The sequence below is a fragment of the Lysinibacillus sp. K60 genome (assembly GCF_019731275.1).
GTDB lineage: Bacteria > Bacillota > Bacilli > Bacillales_A > Planococcaceae > Lysinibacillus > Lysinibacillus capsici.
This window is the reverse complement of record NZ_JAASJR010000006.1, coordinates 16976-33862: the sequence shown is the minus strand read 5'-3', so window position 1 is coordinate 33862 and position 16887 is coordinate 16976. Positions and strand designations below refer to the sequence as shown.

The window sequence follows — 16887 nt, the reverse complement described above, 5'->3', positions numbered from 1 at the left end:
ATGAATAAAAGGAGTGGTGAGAAATGGAATTCCAATTACAACAATTAGCAGAAAATAAGTTTGCATTTTTGAATGAGCAAGCAGGGGAAAAACTAGCAGAAATTACTTGGCAGCAAAATGGCTCAGTAATGGTAATGGATCACACATATGTATCAGATAAGCTCCGTGGTCAAGGTGTGGCCAAACAATTACTCGATCAAGCAGCATCGTATGCACGCGAAAATGGTTATAAAATGAAGGCCGTTTGTTCTTATGTTGTGGCTGCTTTTGAAAAATCAGATGCATACAATGACGTGAAACAATAAAAATAAGGCAATCTGCTTTTAATTAAGCGGATTGCCTTTTAATTGCTAGAGCAAATCATGTAAATAGCTCCTTATAATAGAATGACACTATAAATTAGTACTGTTAAGAAGCCAGCCCCGCCGATTAATGAAGCCATATCTATCCAATCATATGCTAAATCGATTTCTTTCATCATAACCACTCTCCTATTTTAGTATTAATTCATTAATTCCCTTTACTTGCCTTTTATAATCATAAATAGTTACAAAATTTTGACGAATGCTAAAAATAGGGGTACGATAACTGGACTTTAATAGGAAATCGAGTGAGATTGTCTGCATTAAAACTAGACGAACTACAATGGATTGACGGATTTATTACTAGATAAAAGGGCAAGTATTTATCCATACATTAATATATATGCTAGATGGTATAAAAAAATAATGTTTATTCTTTTAAGAATAGGGAAAAACTATACTACAGAGCTAGTTTCTATATTTTTAGGAGGTTATAAACTATGGCAAAACGAAAAGGAACAGGTGTTGTCGTTGCGGGATTAGCAGGACTAGCAGCATCTTATTTCAGTAAAAAAGAGAATCGTGATAAAGCACTAACAATGTTTAATAGTATGAAAGCAAAATTAGAGTCGTATCTTACTACAGGTCCTGATATGCATGACAATATTGCAGAACGTGTAGCTACAGAGGTAGCAACAGAGGCTGGTACTTCACCAACTAAAATTGCCTCGAATGAAATGGTAGCTGAAGGTGGAGGACATACTGGTGTCCATTTCTATAATGAAGAAATTCAAGAAAAGGAAAAGTAAACAAAAAACCTTCTCATCTAAGCATGAGAAGGTCTTTTGTTTGGGATTAGGATGGCGCCTGCAAAGAGCAATAACAAGAAGCCAGTAAATGCAAAGCCACTTACAGTACCAAGTGATAGCCAACCTAATAAAGAAGAGCCTATAACTACACCTAGAGAGAAAAACGCATAGAAATAGCCGTATGCTTTTCCTCGTACTTCAGCAGTTGTAGAGTCAATTAGAAGCGAATTTACTGAAGGGAATAGGAAACCGAATCCGATTCCATAGCAAGCCATTGCTATATAGAGTAAAGAGCTAGAATTTGCTTGGCTAATTAATAGCTGGCTTATTCCCATTAAACCTATACCAAAAGACAATGTTTTGAGTGAATTAACCTTATCAAAAATACGATTAGTTGGTAATAGGAAAACAAGGACTGCAATAATTCCAAATGTACTCATTAAAGTGCCGCTTAAACGAGAGTCGAAGCCTAAGGAATGTACTTTAAGGGGGAGTAGATACGCAATAACCCCTTGGGAAAACATTAAGAAAAACGCTCCTAAAAAGGCTTTTAATGTTCCTGTGTTATTAAAAAAGACACTGATCGGAATGTAATTACTCTGTTTAGCCTTCTCTTTTTTTACTTGATTTGCTTTCAATATAAAGAACGCAAAGATACCTAGCAGAAGCATAAAGCTTGCTGTGATATTGAAAACAAAGGGTACACTTGTCCGGCTAGCTAAAATGCCACTAAATGCAGGGCCTAGAATGGCTGCAATACCTACAAAGGCGCCAGAAATAGCACTGCCCTTTCCTCTTTTATCCTGCTCTGTAGCGTTCGCTAGATATGTAAAGGCAGCGGGAACAATGAAGCCTGCAACAAGGCCATGGATAAAACGTACAATTAATAGAGCAATAGGCTCTTCTACTAGATTATAAAATGTTAATGATAGACCTGTTGTTAGAAGACCTATTATGAGTATGACGAAAGGTCCTTTGCGATCCGTTAAGAAGCCAGAAATGATATTACCGAATGTATTAGAAAGCGAATACATGCCCACTGCAAGACCAGTGAGGAATGCCGATGCACCTAAAGACTCAGCATAAGTACTCATAACAGGAAGCTGAGTAAAAAGGTCGAAAAACGAAAAGAAAATAATAGCATAGATAAATTTCTTCATGGTTCCTCCGATGAAATAGAACATTATAGTCAATGATTGATATAGTCCTATTATAGCATTTTCCAATCGATAATACTTCTCACTTGTTTTTTGCGTTCACGTAAAAAAACGTCTAATAAGTATTAACTTATTAGACGTACGACAATTTAATAATTAAGCTTTTGCAACTTCTTTTTTCATTGTTTTGTTTTTAGCAAGATTTACATGCCAAGAAAGTGCTTCCTCTAAAAGATGAGGCGTTTGATGGTTGCCAGTTGCTTCAACTGCACGGTTATAGTAATCCCATAATTGTTCTTTGTAGTCTGGGTGTGCACAGTTTTCAATAATTAAAGGTACACGTTCTTTTGGTGCAAGACCACGTAAGTCAGCAATACCTTGTTCCGTAACGATAACATCAACGTCATGTTCAGTATGGTCAACGTGAGATACCATTGGCACGATAGAAGAAATTGCTCCACCTTTTGCGTATGATTTTGTAACAAAAATACCAAGGCGTGCGTTACGTGCGAAGTCACCTGAACCACCGATACCGTTCATCATACGAGTACCAGAAACATGCGTCGAATTAACGTTACCATAGATATCTAACTCAAGAGCTGTGTTGATTGAGATTAGACCCAAACGACGGATAAGCTCAGGGTGGTTAGAAATTTCTTGTGGACGTAAGCAAATTTTATCAGCATACTTTTCTAAATTACCATAAACTTTTTGCTGTAATTCTTCAGTAAGTGTGATTGAAGTTGCAGCAGCGAATTTAACTTTACCAGCATCGATTAAGTTAAATACAGCATCTTGAAGTACTTCAGATGCAACAATTAAATCTTCAAATTCTGAATCTGCAAAGCCATCAAGGACAGCGTTTGCTACAGAACCTACACCAGATTGCAATGGCATTAATTGGTTTGTTAAACGACCCGCTTTAATTTCATCACGGAAGAAGTCTAATAAAATGTTTGCCATCGTTTGTGTTTCTTCATCTGGAGGTACGATTAATGAAGGAGCGTCTGGCTCTTCAGAAATAACAATTGCTTTAATTTTAGCTGGATCTACTTTGATACCAATATCACCAAGGCGTTGCATAGCATCTGTCATTGGAATAGCTTCACGTTTACCTTGTTCTCCAGGTACATAAATATCATGGATACCGATTAAAGCTTCTGGATGAGAAATATTTAATTCGATAATAATATTTTCTGCATATTCTGCAAAGATAGGTGAGTTACCTACAGAGTTTGTTGGAATAATTAATCCATCTTCAGTAATAGCAACCGCTTCAAGAATTAAATACTTGATCGGTCCAATAATTCCTTGGCGCACTAGCTCAGCATTATGAGAAAGATGAGCATCTACATATAAGATATCCCCAGAATTAATTAAATTACGGATACCCGCATCACCCTGGAATGGTCCACGTTTACGAATTGCACCAGCTTCTGCTAAGTACTTGTCTACTTCTGGTCCTAATGATGCACCTGTATATACATCAATTTTGAATTCTTCATTTTTTGCGCGCTCAACTAATGCCATTGGAACAACTTTTGCATCCCCAGCACGAGTAAAACCACTCATCCCAACTACATCACCATTAGAAATAAGTGCTGCTGCTTCTTCAGCAGTTACAATTTTACTCTCAAGTTCTTTTAAACCTAGGCGTTTTTGAACATTTGCATCCATAAAAAAATCCTCCCCTAAATAATTTTGATGGAAACCGATTACAAAACTAGAAAAAACATTTAAGAATTTTCTGTTTATTCAGTTGTAGTATGACTCCAACCATTTGAATAATACTATCACCAAATTGTCACAAAAACTTTAGAATTAGCATTAAATTGAGTAAAAAAAGGAAAATCGAGCATTAAGATGATTTTTCGACAGAGAAAACGTTTTATTGTAGAGCTGTATAAATTTAGTTGTTTTCTACATTAAAAACAGTGCAAAAATAGTTAAATGGGGAGGATTTGTTCACAAAAAAGAACAGCGAACAATTATAAAAATTGCGCGCTGTTCATACAAATTAGAAACCTAAAGAACGACGGAAATAGCTTGCATAGCGTTGGCTTACCGGAATACGTGTACCATCTTTCATAATTAATAAAAACGTTGAGTGTGAATCTGGTTGAATTTCATCGATGTAGTCAATGTTAACGATATAAGAGCGGTGACAACGAATAAATGAGTCAGGTGCTAAAAATAGCTCTAGATCACTTAAGTTTAAACGGTGATAACCTTCACGAGTCATTGTTTTAACAAATGTTTTACGGAGTTGTGTTTCTAAATAAATAACTTGATCATGTTTGATTGGGTACCAGCAATCATCAATTTTGATTGTAATGTAGTTTGTTAAGAATGCTGATGGTTTTTGCGGGAAGATAGCAGTAATAGCTCCTTTTGTTTCGCCTTCCTCCATTAAAGGAATACTCATGCCATAATATGCGACACCGAAGACATCAGGTTCGATATAAGAGCTGATTTTTTGACCATAGCTTAATGCTTTGTGTGCGGCTGAACCTTCTTTGATAGGGTCACCAGGTTTAATTTTTAAATCAACTTTCTTGCTTGGTTGATAATACAAATATTCATTTGTATCAGAGATAGCGATGGACGTATTTTCAGGGAAGAATTCCTTAATAATCTCCATGATCTCTTCTATTTGTTTTGGATCCACTTTAAACACCTCGTCTAAACTTTTAAAAATAGTATTATCATCTATTTTACTACATATTCATATAAATTATATAGAGAAGATTTAGGAATAAAATAGAAAAATGTCGAATGATCCATTAGAATGATGTTAGTTGTTTTGTATAATTTGTAAATAAATTTATAAAATGACTAATTTATTTTGATATGTATATGGTAAAATTTAATTGTTAGGAATAAGTTTACGAGGTTTCTACTATGCATATGTGATAAATTAGAACTAGAGTAGCAATTAAAATGTGGTTGAAAGGAAATCGCAGAATATGGTAAAATTCACTGTATAGTCTATTTTTTTTATATTTGGTGTTTTAGTAGGGTTATTTTTGATTTATTTGTTAATAAAATTTGTGAAATAGGACTCAGTTCTTATATTGAATAAGTAAATACTATTTTCTTATTTTTAATTCGTCGGGATTGGTGTCAAATATTGTCATGCAATTCGTGCACTCTGAGGAAAGATGGGGAAGATTATGCAACTACATCAACATTCTATGTCAGAAACGATATCCAAAAGATACTTCCAAGAAATCGATAATATTAATCAATATATCGGTGTCGAAGAATTTTTTAATATTGAATCGAAATTAATTTTTGAAATTTACCATTTAGAATCTGCAAAAGCGAAAAAATCTTTGCATGAGTTAATTGATATTCTCTCAATTCGTTTTGGCAAACAGGTCATTAAAATCGTTCGAAGTTATTTTTCTGTTTTGTCATCAATTGTTGCTCGTAAATTGCTGGACAATCAAGTACCTTCGAAAAAAGCATTTGCTTTCAATATTGCGTGTAACGATATGATAGAAAATCAGATGAAAGACGCAGAGTTTTTACAATTTGCTGATGATTTAATTGATTTCTTTGTTTACTTTATTGCAGATCGCAAACAACCGACTTTCCGACATCAAACTGTTAACAAAGTGATAATGTATATAAATGACGAGCTTGAAAATGATTTAACTGTTGAAAGTATAGCGAATAACTTTCATATAAGCACTAGTCACTTATCACGTATTTTTAGAGAACATGTGGGCATTACATTGGTTGAGTATTTAAATGTAAGACGTGTAGAAGAATCACAATACTACTTACGACATACAAACAAAAGTATTACTTCTATCTCAGATCAATTCCATTTCTGTAATCAAAGTTATTTTACACGTATTTTCAAAAAATATACGGGAGTTACGCCAAAACATTTTAGAGACGAGCTTCATCACGAATTTTATCGTTTTGAAATGGCAGAGACTGAATTACAAAATGTTTAGATTTTGAGCATAGGGAATGAGAAGGTGCGAACATATTAGCGTTGCTAAAGCTCGCATCTTTTTTGATGAATCATCTGAGGAAAAGGCTGAAGGAATGAGTAGCACTTGCTATTTGATAAAGAGAGACCCTATAAGGTATACTTCACAGTAGTTGATAAATAATAGTAGGTGGAAAAATGAAAAATTTGAAGCTATTTTCAATGCTTGGTATTGCTGTTTTTGTTCTTAGTGGCTGTCAAGCTGTGCAAAACAAAGAAGGTTTTTTCTATAGTATCTTTGTAAAACCTATGGAATTTTTATTGGAGTTTTTCGGGAATGATATCTTTTCAGGGAGCTATGGTTTAGCAATCATTGCGATTACTGTTCTAATTCGTTTAGTGTTAATGCCGATTATGTTAAAGAACTATCGTCAACAGCAATTAATGAAAACGAAGATGGATGCTTTTAAACCTGAAATGGAAGCCGTTCAGAAAAAAATGAAGGAAGCTAAGACAAAAGAGGAGCAAACGCAATATCAACAAGAAATGATGGCTCTATATCAAAAGCATGGCATTAATCCACTTAATATGGGTTGTTTACCGATGTTAATTCAAATGCCGATTATTATGGGTCTGTATTTCTCGATTTTGTATTCTGCCGATGTGAAATCCCATGAGTTTTTATGGTTTAGCTTAGGTTCACCTGATATCGTGATGACTATAGTTGCAGGGATTGTTTACCTAATCCAGGCTCGTGTATCTTTGTGGACGGTACCTGAGCAACAAAAAGCGCAGATGAAAATGTTTATTTATATTTCACCAATTATGATTGTCTTTATCTCCATGTCTTCTATGGCAGCACTGCCTTTGTATTGGTCTGTCAGTGGTGCATTGTTGATTATTCAAACATATATTGGACGTAAATATTATTCGGAACATCCTGAGAAAGCAAAAAAATAAATTGATTGATGTCGAGGCGCCTTTGTTGCCTCGATTTTTTTAGGAGGACAGCAAGATGAACAAAAAATGGCTATCATCTATTCTTGTTGCAGTTTTTAGTATTGCAGCACTTGTATTTATTATTATGGGGAAGTTTAATTTTGCCGTACTTGCAATGACGGTCATGTTTGCCCTATCAAATGGGTTTAGAGCAAAAAGCTTTAAAGAGCAAGGTTATATAAAAGAAGCAAAATGGATGCAGTATATGGCAATTTTTTTTGCAATTGCATCTATAGTAGTATTTGTCATCGTTCTAACAGATTAATTGAATATTTACGTAGTAAATTTACACCTGAAAATGTGAACAGTGCTAAAATAAGATTATAACTAGTAATACAATAAAATAGGTATTTTCAAGGTGAAATGCTTTAAAACATCCTTTTAGATACCTGATATTTTAAAAGGGGTATAAAGAGTGAAAAACAATCGTCTTCCGCTTATCGTTGGTGCTTTCATATCTATCGCGTTAATCGTAGCAATTTTTGTAGTCTATAACTATAAAAATAATCAAGTAAATAGTGCATCTGATGAGCAGCCAAAAACAACAGAAACAAACAAAACAACTGAACAAGATTCTACTGCAATAGAGAAACCAGACAATACTGAAACACCTGCAAAGCCAGAGCAACAACCAGACGAAAATGGGTATCTTCCAAATCAAACATTACCTACGGAACCAACTTATATCAATGGTATTCTGTTAGCTAATAAAATTTATCCGCTTCCATCTACCTTTGCACCTGAAGAAAATCCAGAAGCACGAGAAGCGTTAAATCAAATGTTAGCCGCTGCCAAGCAACAAGGATTTGATTTAGTTGCATTTAGTGGCTACCGATCTTTTGAATATCAGACAACACTTTATGATAATTATGTTAAACGTGATGGACAGGCAGCAGCAGATCGATATAGTGCTCGTCCTGGCTACTCAGAACATCAAACAGGCTTAGCGTTTGATATAGGAGAGCGTGGAAAAGAAGATGTGTGGCTGACAGAAGAGTTTGGGGAAACTCCAGCAGGGCAATGGCTATTTGCACATGCACAGGAGTATGGCTTTATTTTGCGTTTCCCTCAAAACAAAGAAGAAATAACAGGTTATATGTATGAGTCCTGGCACTATCGTTATGTGGGCAAAGAGGTTGCAAAAGAGATAACAAAGAAAAACATTACGTTGGAAGAATATTTAGGCGTAAAATAATAATAGGAAGAGAAGCCATTCTGTGAACAGGCTCTCTTCCTTTTTATTTTTATAAAATAGGTGTTAATAGACGGGAAATAGATTCTTTAAATTTAATCAGTGTTGAACGGTTTTTATACATTTCCCATGTTAATTCCGTACAATCAAAAATATCCTTCTCAAACAGTTCTGCCAATTGGTGTGATATATTTGCATCATATATGAAGGCATTGACTTCAAAATTCAGACTAAAACTTCGTACATCAATATTCGCTGTTCCGACAGAGGAAGCCTCGTCATCAATAATAATAGCTTTAGCATGGATAAAGCCCTTTTCATAGATATAGACTTTGGCTCCAGCACGTAATAATTGACCGACATAAGAATAAGTAGCCCAATATACAAACATGTGATCAGGCTTGTTAGGAATCATAATACGTACATCAATGCCCGACAAGGTGGCAATTTTAATGGCGTCTAAAAAACTAACATCTGGGATGAAATATGGTGTTTGAATATAAATATATTTTTGAGCCATATTAATAAGCTTTAAGTAACCGATCTTTATTTGCTCCCAGTCTGAGTCTGGTCCACTTGAAACAATCTGTAAACCCACATCACCTTTTTTCGGGATGGCAGGGAAGTAACGATCCGAGTACCCCATTTTTTGTTGAGCACTAGCTTGGTTCCAGTCGAGTAAAAAGCGTGTTTGCAAAGGATGTACGGCACTACCCTCAATACGTAAGTGTGTATCTCGCCAATAACCAAACTTTTTTTGTAAACCTAAATACTCATCACCGACGTTAAAACCACCAATATAGCCAATTCGACCATCAATGACAACGATTTTTCGGTGATTTCTAAAATTTAAACGAGGGTTAAGAAGTGGCAAAATGGATGGGAAGAAAACTTCTACTTCACCACCAGCATGCAGTAACTCTTTGAAATGGCGTCTTTTAACATTACGTGATCCCATTTCATCATAGAGAAGACGTACCTTAACACCTTGCTTTGCCTTTTTTATCAATGCATTGACGATACGTGTACCTAAGTCATCAAGTCTGAAAATATAATACTGGATGTGAATGTGATCTTTAGCTGCTTCAATGTCTTTAAGAAGCTGCTCGAACTTATTGGCACCATCATCAAAAATATCCAGATGGTTGTCCTGTGTTAATACTGCATTGTTTGTTCTGAGGTGCATATAAATCATTTCTTGATAATTTTCTGCATTAGCAATACGAAACTCAAACGTTTCATCACGAATCGCTTCCATCTGATAGGTAATCAGATTATCAATCCCGATATCCTTGCGTCCTTCCCAACGGAATAGATGCTTTCTTCGTAATTGTCTTCCAAGTAATAAGTACAGAATAAATCCAGCTAATGGCAGGAAAAATAAAACGAGAATCCATGCCCATGTAGAGGTAGCATCTTTACGTTCTAAGAAAATGATGGTCATGGCTAATAAAATATTAAAAAACAAAGTTAAAGGAACTAAATATTCTATATCTGTAAAAATGCTCATTCCTACACCTGCCTTTGTATTATTAATAACATACCTAGTATAGCCTACTTCAAATGCGGAAAGAAGATATGAAATGGCTAGATAGCATGGAAAAGGATTATCCCTTTGATAGATAGGGATAATCCGCATGGTTTAATTAGTAATTCTCTAATAGAATAGGATGTTTCTCCGATTACTGACTCAACGTTTGGTATCCATAAAAAATGTAACCTACTATATTTTATGGATGGCGCAATGATTTACGCGATGCCTTATATATGTAGATTAGGCTTATAGAAAGAATAGCTATTGCAGCGGAAATATAATAACCAAGACTTGCTTGTACGGTAAATAACCATGTGAAAAATAGTGGTCCAAGAATACGTCCTAAGTTATCCATTGAATAGGACAGTCCAGCGGCAGTCCCATATTGTCCTCCAGATTCTTTAGAGGAGAGTGATACAACACATGTTCTTGCAAGTGCATTACCTGCTGTAAAGACACAAAGGGCAAGCCCGGCGATAAAAAGATTAGCTGTCAATGTAAATAAAAGCATGCCGATAGCAGTTACAATTTGTGCGCCAATTAACCATGTCGTTTCACTGCCATTTTTTATGCGTCGAACGACCCCTCCTTGAATAGCTGCATCGACAAAGCCACTAAACATGAACAAGTAACCAATTTGTAACGGTGTAATGTGAATTTTTTCGATTTGAAATAGCTGAAATGTAGCCTCAACGCCTGCTAACATAAAAGTTACTAAAAAAGAAAACATAAACAGATAGCGCACACGGTATTGTAGCATGGTTGCAGCACCTTTTGGCACTATAGCACGTTTATTTGAATCTTTTCGTTTTTTAGGTTCTTTTAGGACGAAACTTGCATAAATAAATAATAGTGCAATTAATGCTGCTGATGCAGTAAACGGTAGCTGCAAGCTATAATGGCCTAGCATTCCCCCGATTGCTGGACCAAAAATAAACCCAAGACCAATGGACATGCCCATAAAGCCCATATACTTATTGCGATCCTCTTCACTAGACATATCGGCGATAAATCCTGTTACTGCTGTATATAATGCACCAGAAAATAAACCACCAATAATACGTGAAACATACAGTATAGCTAGGTTATCTATAAATAGTGAAAAAATAACAAAACTAAGGCTAAAGCCAATTAGACCAGTAAGGATTAGTTGTTTTCGCCCTACCTTATCGGATAGCATACCCCAAAACGGTGCTGTGAAAAAACTTGCAAGTGAATAGACGGTCAATAAACCACCTACGTGGAGATCATGCCAATTTTGCTGCACAATTACCTCTGGTAAGACGGGGATAATAATGCCGAACCCTAGATAAACGAGGAATTGAACAGACATCAATAGTAAAATAGCCTTTTTCATACAGTTCCCTGCTTTCATACGATATTTCAATATGTATATTCTACCCTTCTTGTTCTTGCGATTACAACAATAGGGGATGCTAAGCTTGAATAAAGTGGAACAATTTAGTAAAGAAAAAATGAAGCAATTTGAGATTTTTTAAATCTATGTTCTGATTTTTGAATAAAATGTAGCCATTTTGGGTAATTTAAATATGTTTGATGGAAAAGTTTGATGATGTGAAAATTTTACAATGTAACAAAATTGAAAAATTTTAAAGGTAAGTTAAATGGTATGATAAATTTGTCAGACATCATACTCGTAGAAAAATGAAACTTTTTCGTAAATAAAACGTTATATAAAATCGAGGAAAGATTGAGGTGGAATGTATGACAAAAGAAGTAGATTTGAAAAAGATTGTTTCGAATTTATCTAAGTTGGGTGTAACAGCCACTGTAACAAAGTCTCGACTAGAACTTTTAAAAGTGCTAACACCACCAACGCAAACTCCGCAAGTTCAAGCTTAACTCGTTTCCAATAGAAAAAGGGAGGTCTCATTACGCGAGACTTCCCTTTTTCTATAGTTATTCATCTTCATCATGTGTGGTAAACATATATGTTCGATAATGGAATCGCATACTAAAGACTAGCCCAATCGCTAAAGCATTCCCCATAAGTGAACTTCCTCCATAGCTAATGAACGGAAGTGGAATACCTGTGATAGGTAATAATTGAATAGTCATACCAATATTTTCGAAAACGTGGAAGGTAATCATGGCAATAATCCCAGCACATACATAGGTCGAGAAGGGATCTTTCAATAAAAGGGTTGTCTTTGTTAAATGATAAATTAATAAGAAGAATATGCAAATAACAATACTAGCCCCAATAAAGCCCCATTCCTCACCGATAACTGTAAAAATGAAATCGGTATGGTTTTCAGCTACATATACTTCACGATTTCTAAATCCCTTACCAAAAATTTCACCTGATCCAATGGCATTTAAAGAGGTAATTAAATGATAGCCATCGCTGGATGAATAGGAATAGGGGTCTAGCCAAGAATAAATACGAGCAAATTGATAAGCCTTAAAACCAAATGTTTTTTCTAGAAAGTCCTGCATATAGAGTGCCATCCACAGTAGTGTACCGCCTGCTACCATGCCACCTAAAAATGTTGGTAGAATGATTTTCCAAGAAATACCTGCTACAATGATGAGTGCGGCAGTAATAGCAAAGAATACAAGTGCTGAGCCTAGATCAGGCTGCTTTAAAATAATAGCTAATGGTACGATTAGGGTGATAGCGATTTTACCTAGTAGCAAAAAGTCTGTTTTAATTGATCGTAATGAATAAATTTCATGGTGCTTACTAATTAATCGAGCTAGTGCTAAAATGTAAAAAGTTTTCATAAACTCAGAAGGCTGAATATTTCCAATCGGCGTATGATACCAGCTTTTAGCACCATTAACGGGTGCACCGATTTGACCTTCTCCTTCTGGCATAAAAATAAGCAGTACCAGTAAGGCAATCCCTGCTCCATACATATACCATGACATTTTTTTATATTGATCTGGCTCAAAAAACATGACTATACCAATAATTACTGCACCGATCACATACCATTGCATTTGTTTTGGTACGTAGTTAATGCCATATTGTCCTGAGGTTTGGGCAGATGCAATAGCTAACAAACTAATGACTAGAAAAGTGAAGAGTATAAATGCAAGTGTCCAGTCAAAACGATTTGCGAAATTTCGTTTATTTTCCATAAAAGCCACCTAAAATTAAAATAGTATCTCAATATGAGTAAATATGATGCGATTCTCCCTATTTCGTTTATAATTGGTCAAAGAAGAAAGCAAAATAATAACCAGCAGTGGTGTAAGAATAGCTCATATCTATTGATAAGCTTGCAATTTGCTTTGAATATTGTCAATGGAATTTTAAGCAAATACTTGAACTCATTGAGTAATCTAAACTTTATATGCAAATGCATGTTTAACATTCCTAATTATAACGCATAAATTACTTTTATGCCTGCGTATATAGTAGTGACGACAATTAACATAAAATGTTTCAAAAAAATCATGTTTAGTCTTATAATGTAGTGAAGAATGGGGTGATGGTTGTGGCTAAAAAATTAAAGTCATCTGATGATTTTATGTATCATATTTATGTTCATATGAATGATGTCGATAAATTTGTTATATTTAGCGGGTTAAAATTCTCGCAATTTGTGGCTGCACTTGAACCACTACATCACTTGCTGTTATTAAAACATTCCTATGAAGACGGTTCTTTTAATATGCATACACAATTTGAATATGTATTAGAAGAAGATGTTCCTCGTTTTGTTAAAAAATCTGCTGAATCTAAAGAATTATGTTGGATTGATTTTATGGACGAGAAGAGGCTAGATCATTTAACACCGATGGAACAAGGAGAATTGCTTTACATAAGTCACAAGAAAGAACCGATTACGTCAGCGTTTTTTAATAAATTACAAAATAGATTTGTCTATTATTCTTCAGACTTAGAGAAAATGACGAAAATTTATTTTCGTCATTTAAGTGATTCGGATTTATTGGTTGCCAATGTTTTTAATAGTTTAATTCGTGAAAAGGAACGCAGCACTGGATTTTGGCGTCGAAAAGTAAAAGCGAGTATACCCGCTATATCACCAGATTTTTTACGTTCTTACCGATCCTTTGCGAAAGATGGAGCATTACTATCTCTGTATCGAATTGAGAAACCGAAAGTAGCGTATGGAATAGAAGTTCGCAATCTGTCTGAATATTCTTTTCCTGACGAAGTTTGGGATGACTTAAGTACGATTCTAAAAACAGAACACGATGAATTAATCTATATTATTTAATTAAAATGGTGACGCAATCAAAGAACAATGACTTCTATAAACTGAAGATCTAGGATGTTGGTAGATATTATTCATATTGCATTGTTCCTGTATAATTTTCTATAGCAGGAACTAATGATGCCAGGGCATAATCGATGAAATATACGTAAAATCTCACCGTTAAAAATACGGTGAGATTTTTATGTCATTTGTCAAGACGTTTCATGATAAACTAATAGTACTCAAGAAGTATGTGGAGGGCACAAAAATGAAAAAAAGAATCGGTTTATTATACGGCGGAAAGTCAGCGGAGCACGAAGTGTCATTATCGACAGCACGTGCAGTCACTGGAGCTTTGAATTTCGAGGAGTATGAAGTATATCCGATTTTCATTACATCTGATGGGGAATGGCGTCGTGGAGAGCGTTTAGAAAAACCCGTAAGTGCAATAGAAGAACTACAATTTGGTGATAATACTACAATTTTAGAAAATAATATCACTGATTTTTTGATTGATAAAAGTGGCAATGAGGTAAAGTTTGATGTCATTTTCCCATTGTTACATGGTACGAATGGTGAGGATGGAACAGTGCAAGGTTTACTTGAAGTTCTAAATTTACCGTATGTAGGAAATGGTGTATTAGCATCCTCTGCTGGAATGGATAAAGTGGTAATGAAGCAATTATTTGAAATTGCTGGATTACCTCAAGTGCCCTATACGTATTTTATTCGTAGTGAGTGGAAGAATGAGCAACAGGCAATCATTGAACGCTGTGAAAATAACTTGAATTGGCCAATGTTTGTAAAGCCTGCAAACTTAGGATCAAGTGTTGGGATTAGCAAGGCAACAGATCGCGGGCAATTAGTAAAAGCAATTGAGGTTGCTTTGCAATATGATCGTAAAATCGTTGTTGAACAGGGAATTGTCGCTCGTGAGGTTGAACTGGCAGTGTTAGGAAATGACTATCCTGAAGTATCAGTGCCAGGAGAAATTAAACCCGTTACTGATTTTTATGATTATGATTCTAAATATAAGGACGGTTCTACAGCACTTATTATTCCAGCTGAGCTTCCAGTAGAAACTGTGGCAAGCTTAAAAGAACTGGCAAAGCGTGCATTTAAGGCTATAGATGGTAGCGGCTTAGTTCGTGCGGACTTTTTTGTAACGGCTGAAAATAACGTTTACATTAATGAAGTAAACACAATGCCAGGTTTCACGCCTGTAAGTATGTATCCATTATTATGGCAGCATACAGATGTGAGTTATCCAGAGCTGATCGACCGTTTAATTACCCTAGCAATTGAGCGCTATGAAGAAAAACAACAGCTTCACTATAAAAAAGACTGAGTGGGATTATCGTGAAAAAAACTTTAAAACAATTAGCTGCATGGTTAAATGAGGATATGGCGGCTTTTGGTGACACTGTTGTGTCAGGAATTTCTATTGATACAAGAACAATTCAACAAGGAGACCTATTTGTTCCGTTTCGTGGTGAGCATACAAATGGGCACAAGTTTGTAATGCAGGCATTTGAGAAAGGTGCCGGAGCTTCTCTTTGGCAAAAGGATGAGCCGAACCCACCAGAAGGTTACCCTTTGTTGTTTGTGGATGATCCAGAATTAGCTTTGCAAGAAATGGCTAGAGCATATCGTAATGAACATAAAGCAAAATTTATAGGCATTACAGGTTCAAATGGTAAGACATCAACAAAGGATATATTAGCGGGAACACTAGCGCCATTCTTTAAAGTACAAAAAACGATCGGGAACTTTAATAATCAATTGGGCCTGCCCATTACTATCTTACAGCTTGATGAAGATACAGATGTGGCTGTCCTTGAGATGGGCATGAGTGGATTTGGTGAAATTGAGTTTTTAACGAAGCTCGCTCGTCCACATATGACGGTTATTACCAACATTGGTGAGGCCCATATGCAGGATTTGGGGTCTCGTGCTGGTATTGCAAAAGCAAAGTTTGAAATTATTCAAGGAATGCAAAATGATGGTCTATTATTCTATGATGGTGATGAACCTTTGCTCCAAGAATTAGTGGCAAAGGAACAGCACTTACAGTCAGTACCGTTCGGGTTAGAACCCAATAATCTTTTATACGCAGACAATATTCATGCTAACGCTGATGGCAGCCACTTCACTACACACGGTATGATAGAGGGTGATTTCTTTATTTCAGTGCTTGGCAAGCATCAAGTGAAAAATACACTTGTGGCAATGTTAATTTCTCATAAGCTTGGTTTAAGCAATGAACAAATACGTACATCCTTAGAGCATGTCGTATTAACAGATATGAGGATGCAACAGGTACTAGGAACGAATGGCGCTCTATTTATCAATGATGCCTATAATGCAGCACCAACCTCCGTAAAAGCTGCCATTCAATTTATGGCTACATCAACTATTCGACCTGAAAAATGGCTTGTGTTAGGAGATATGCTGGAGCTTGGACCAAATGAACAAGTCTTCCATGAGAGCCTAGCTGAGCATATTAATGAGGATGAAATTGATTATGTCTGTTTGTTTGGCCCTCGAATGCTATATCTTTACAAAGTATTAGAAGAGCGCTTTGAGGCGGAACGTTTATTGTATACTGAAGATGATTATACGGCTATTATTGAAAAGCTAAAACAAGCGAATGAATTATCTATTGTTTTACTTAAAGGCTCACGTGGTATGAGATTAGAGACGATCTTAAAGAAATTTATGTCATAGTAGCAATGAATCGGTGAGAGAAACGCTC

16 protein-coding genes are annotated in these 16887 nt (G+C 35.6%); 10 read left to right on the top strand and 6 right to left on the bottom strand.

Features of this window, described 5'->3' with window-relative positions:
• The first annotated feature begins 23 nt into the window (after window positions 1-23).
• On the top strand, window positions 24-305 hold the full coding sequence (locus tag HCH28_RS14195; RefSeq protein ID WP_009370656.1) for a GNAT family N-acetyltransferase: 282 nt from the start codon (window positions 24-26) through the stop codon (window positions 303-305).
• A 497-nt stretch (window positions 306-802) separates the two neighbouring features.
• Entirely contained in the window at window positions 803-1111 is a 309-nt protein-coding gene (locus HCH28_RS14190) for a hypothetical protein (RefSeq protein WP_004232000.1), read from the top strand.
• A 17-nt stretch (window positions 1112-1128) separates the two neighbouring features.
• Here the strand turns inward: HCH28_RS14190 and HCH28_RS14185 are convergent, their stop codons facing one another.
• From HCH28_RS14185 to HCH28_RS14175, 3 genes are all read right to left on the bottom strand, one after another.
• Entirely contained in the window at window positions 1129-2271 is a 1143-nt protein-coding gene (locus HCH28_RS14185) for an MFS transporter (protein ID WP_370635381.1), read from the bottom strand.
• A gap of 153 nt (window positions 2272-2424) precedes the next feature.
• Complete coding sequence (locus HCH28_RS14180; RefSeq protein WP_004232003.1) at window positions 2425-3945, bottom strand: succinyl-CoA:acetate CoA-transferase ScpC; 1521 nt, start codon at window positions 3943-3945, stop codon at window positions 2425-2427.
• A gap of 340 nt (window positions 3946-4285) precedes the next feature.
• The gene (locus tag HCH28_RS14175) at window positions 4286-4936 is read right to left on the bottom strand and encodes a LytTR family DNA-binding domain-containing protein (protein ID WP_004232004.1); all 651 of its coding nucleotides are present in this window, start codon (window positions 4934-4936) and stop codon (window positions 4286-4288) included.
• Window positions 4937-5441: 505 nt separating this feature from the next.
• Here HCH28_RS14175 and HCH28_RS14170 point away from each other — a divergent pair.
• The 4 genes from HCH28_RS14170 to HCH28_RS14155 all read left to right on the top strand — a co-directional run bounded on the left by HCH28_RS14170 (window position 5442) and on the right by HCH28_RS14155 (window position 8408).
• Entirely contained in the window at window positions 5442-6236 is a 795-nt protein-coding gene (locus tag HCH28_RS14170; RefSeq protein WP_004232009.1) for a helix-turn-helix transcriptional regulator, read from the top strand.
• A 176-nt stretch (window positions 6237-6412) separates the two neighbouring features.
• Complete coding sequence (gene yidC / locus HCH28_RS14165) at window positions 6413-7174, top strand: membrane protein insertase YidC (RefSeq protein ID WP_004232011.1); 762 nt, start codon at window positions 6413-6415, stop codon at window positions 7172-7174.
• A 55-nt stretch (window positions 7175-7229) separates the two neighbouring features.
• A complete protein-coding gene (locus HCH28_RS14160; RefSeq protein WP_221681422.1) occupies window positions 7230-7478 on the top strand; it encodes a hypothetical protein in 249 nt (82 codons plus the stop codon).
• A 150-nt stretch (window positions 7479-7628) separates the two neighbouring features.
• Window positions 7629-8408, top strand: coding sequence for a M15 family metallopeptidase (locus tag HCH28_RS14155; RefSeq protein WP_221681421.1), 780 nt, complete (start codon window positions 7629-7631; stop codon window positions 8406-8408).
• 49 nt (window positions 8409-8457) lie between these two features.
• Here HCH28_RS14155 and cls read toward each other — a convergent pair whose 3' ends face one another.
• Together cls and HCH28_RS14145 are read right to left on the bottom strand one after the other, a co-directional pair.
• Window positions 8458-9915 carry a cardiolipin synthase gene (gene cls / locus HCH28_RS14150; protein WP_202342249.1) on the bottom strand — a complete coding sequence of 486 codons (1458 nt, stop codon included), beginning with the start codon at window positions 9913-9915 and terminating at the stop codon, window positions 8458-8460.
• Between the two features lie 220 nt (window positions 9916-10135).
• Window positions 10136-11296, bottom strand: a complete 1161-nt coding sequence (locus HCH28_RS14145) for an MFS transporter (RefSeq protein WP_369354814.1) — start codon at window positions 11294-11296, stop codon at window positions 10136-10138.
• Between the two features lie 368 nt (window positions 11297-11664).
• Between HCH28_RS14145 and HCH28_RS14140 the strand changes: the two genes are divergently transcribed.
• Entirely contained in the window at window positions 11665-11802 is a 138-nt protein-coding gene (locus HCH28_RS14140; protein WP_004232019.1) for an Lmo0850 family protein, read from the top strand.
• Between the two features lie 57 nt (window positions 11803-11859).
• Here HCH28_RS14140 and HCH28_RS14135 read toward each other — a convergent pair whose 3' ends face one another.
• Window positions 11860-13047, bottom strand: a complete 1188-nt coding sequence (locus tag HCH28_RS14135; protein ID WP_036079404.1) for an FtsW/RodA/SpoVE family cell cycle protein — start codon at window positions 13045-13047, stop codon at window positions 11860-11862.
• 353 nt (window positions 13048-13400) lie between these two features.
• On the opposite strand from HCH28_RS14135, the gene HCH28_RS14130 reads away from it, so the two are divergent.
• The 3 genes from HCH28_RS14130 (at window position 13401) to HCH28_RS14120 (ending at window position 16859) form a co-directional block, all read left to right on the top strand.
• Window positions 13401-14153: a hypothetical protein gene (locus HCH28_RS14130; protein WP_221681420.1), complete on the top strand. Its 753-nt coding sequence runs from the start codon at window positions 13401-13403 to the stop codon at window positions 14151-14153.
• Between the two features lie 247 nt (window positions 14154-14400).
• Complete coding sequence (locus HCH28_RS14125; RefSeq protein ID WP_221681419.1) at window positions 14401-15480, top strand: D-alanine--D-alanine ligase; 1080 nt, start codon at window positions 14401-14403, stop codon at window positions 15478-15480.
• Between the two features lie 11 nt (window positions 15481-15491).
• Window positions 15492-16859 (top strand): UDP-N-acetylmuramoyl-tripeptide--D-alanyl-D-alanine ligase, encoded by a 1368-nt coding sequence (locus HCH28_RS14120; RefSeq protein WP_221681418.1) that lies wholly within the window; start codon window positions 15492-15494, stop codon window positions 16857-16859.
• Window positions 16860-16887: the final 28 nt, after the last annotated feature.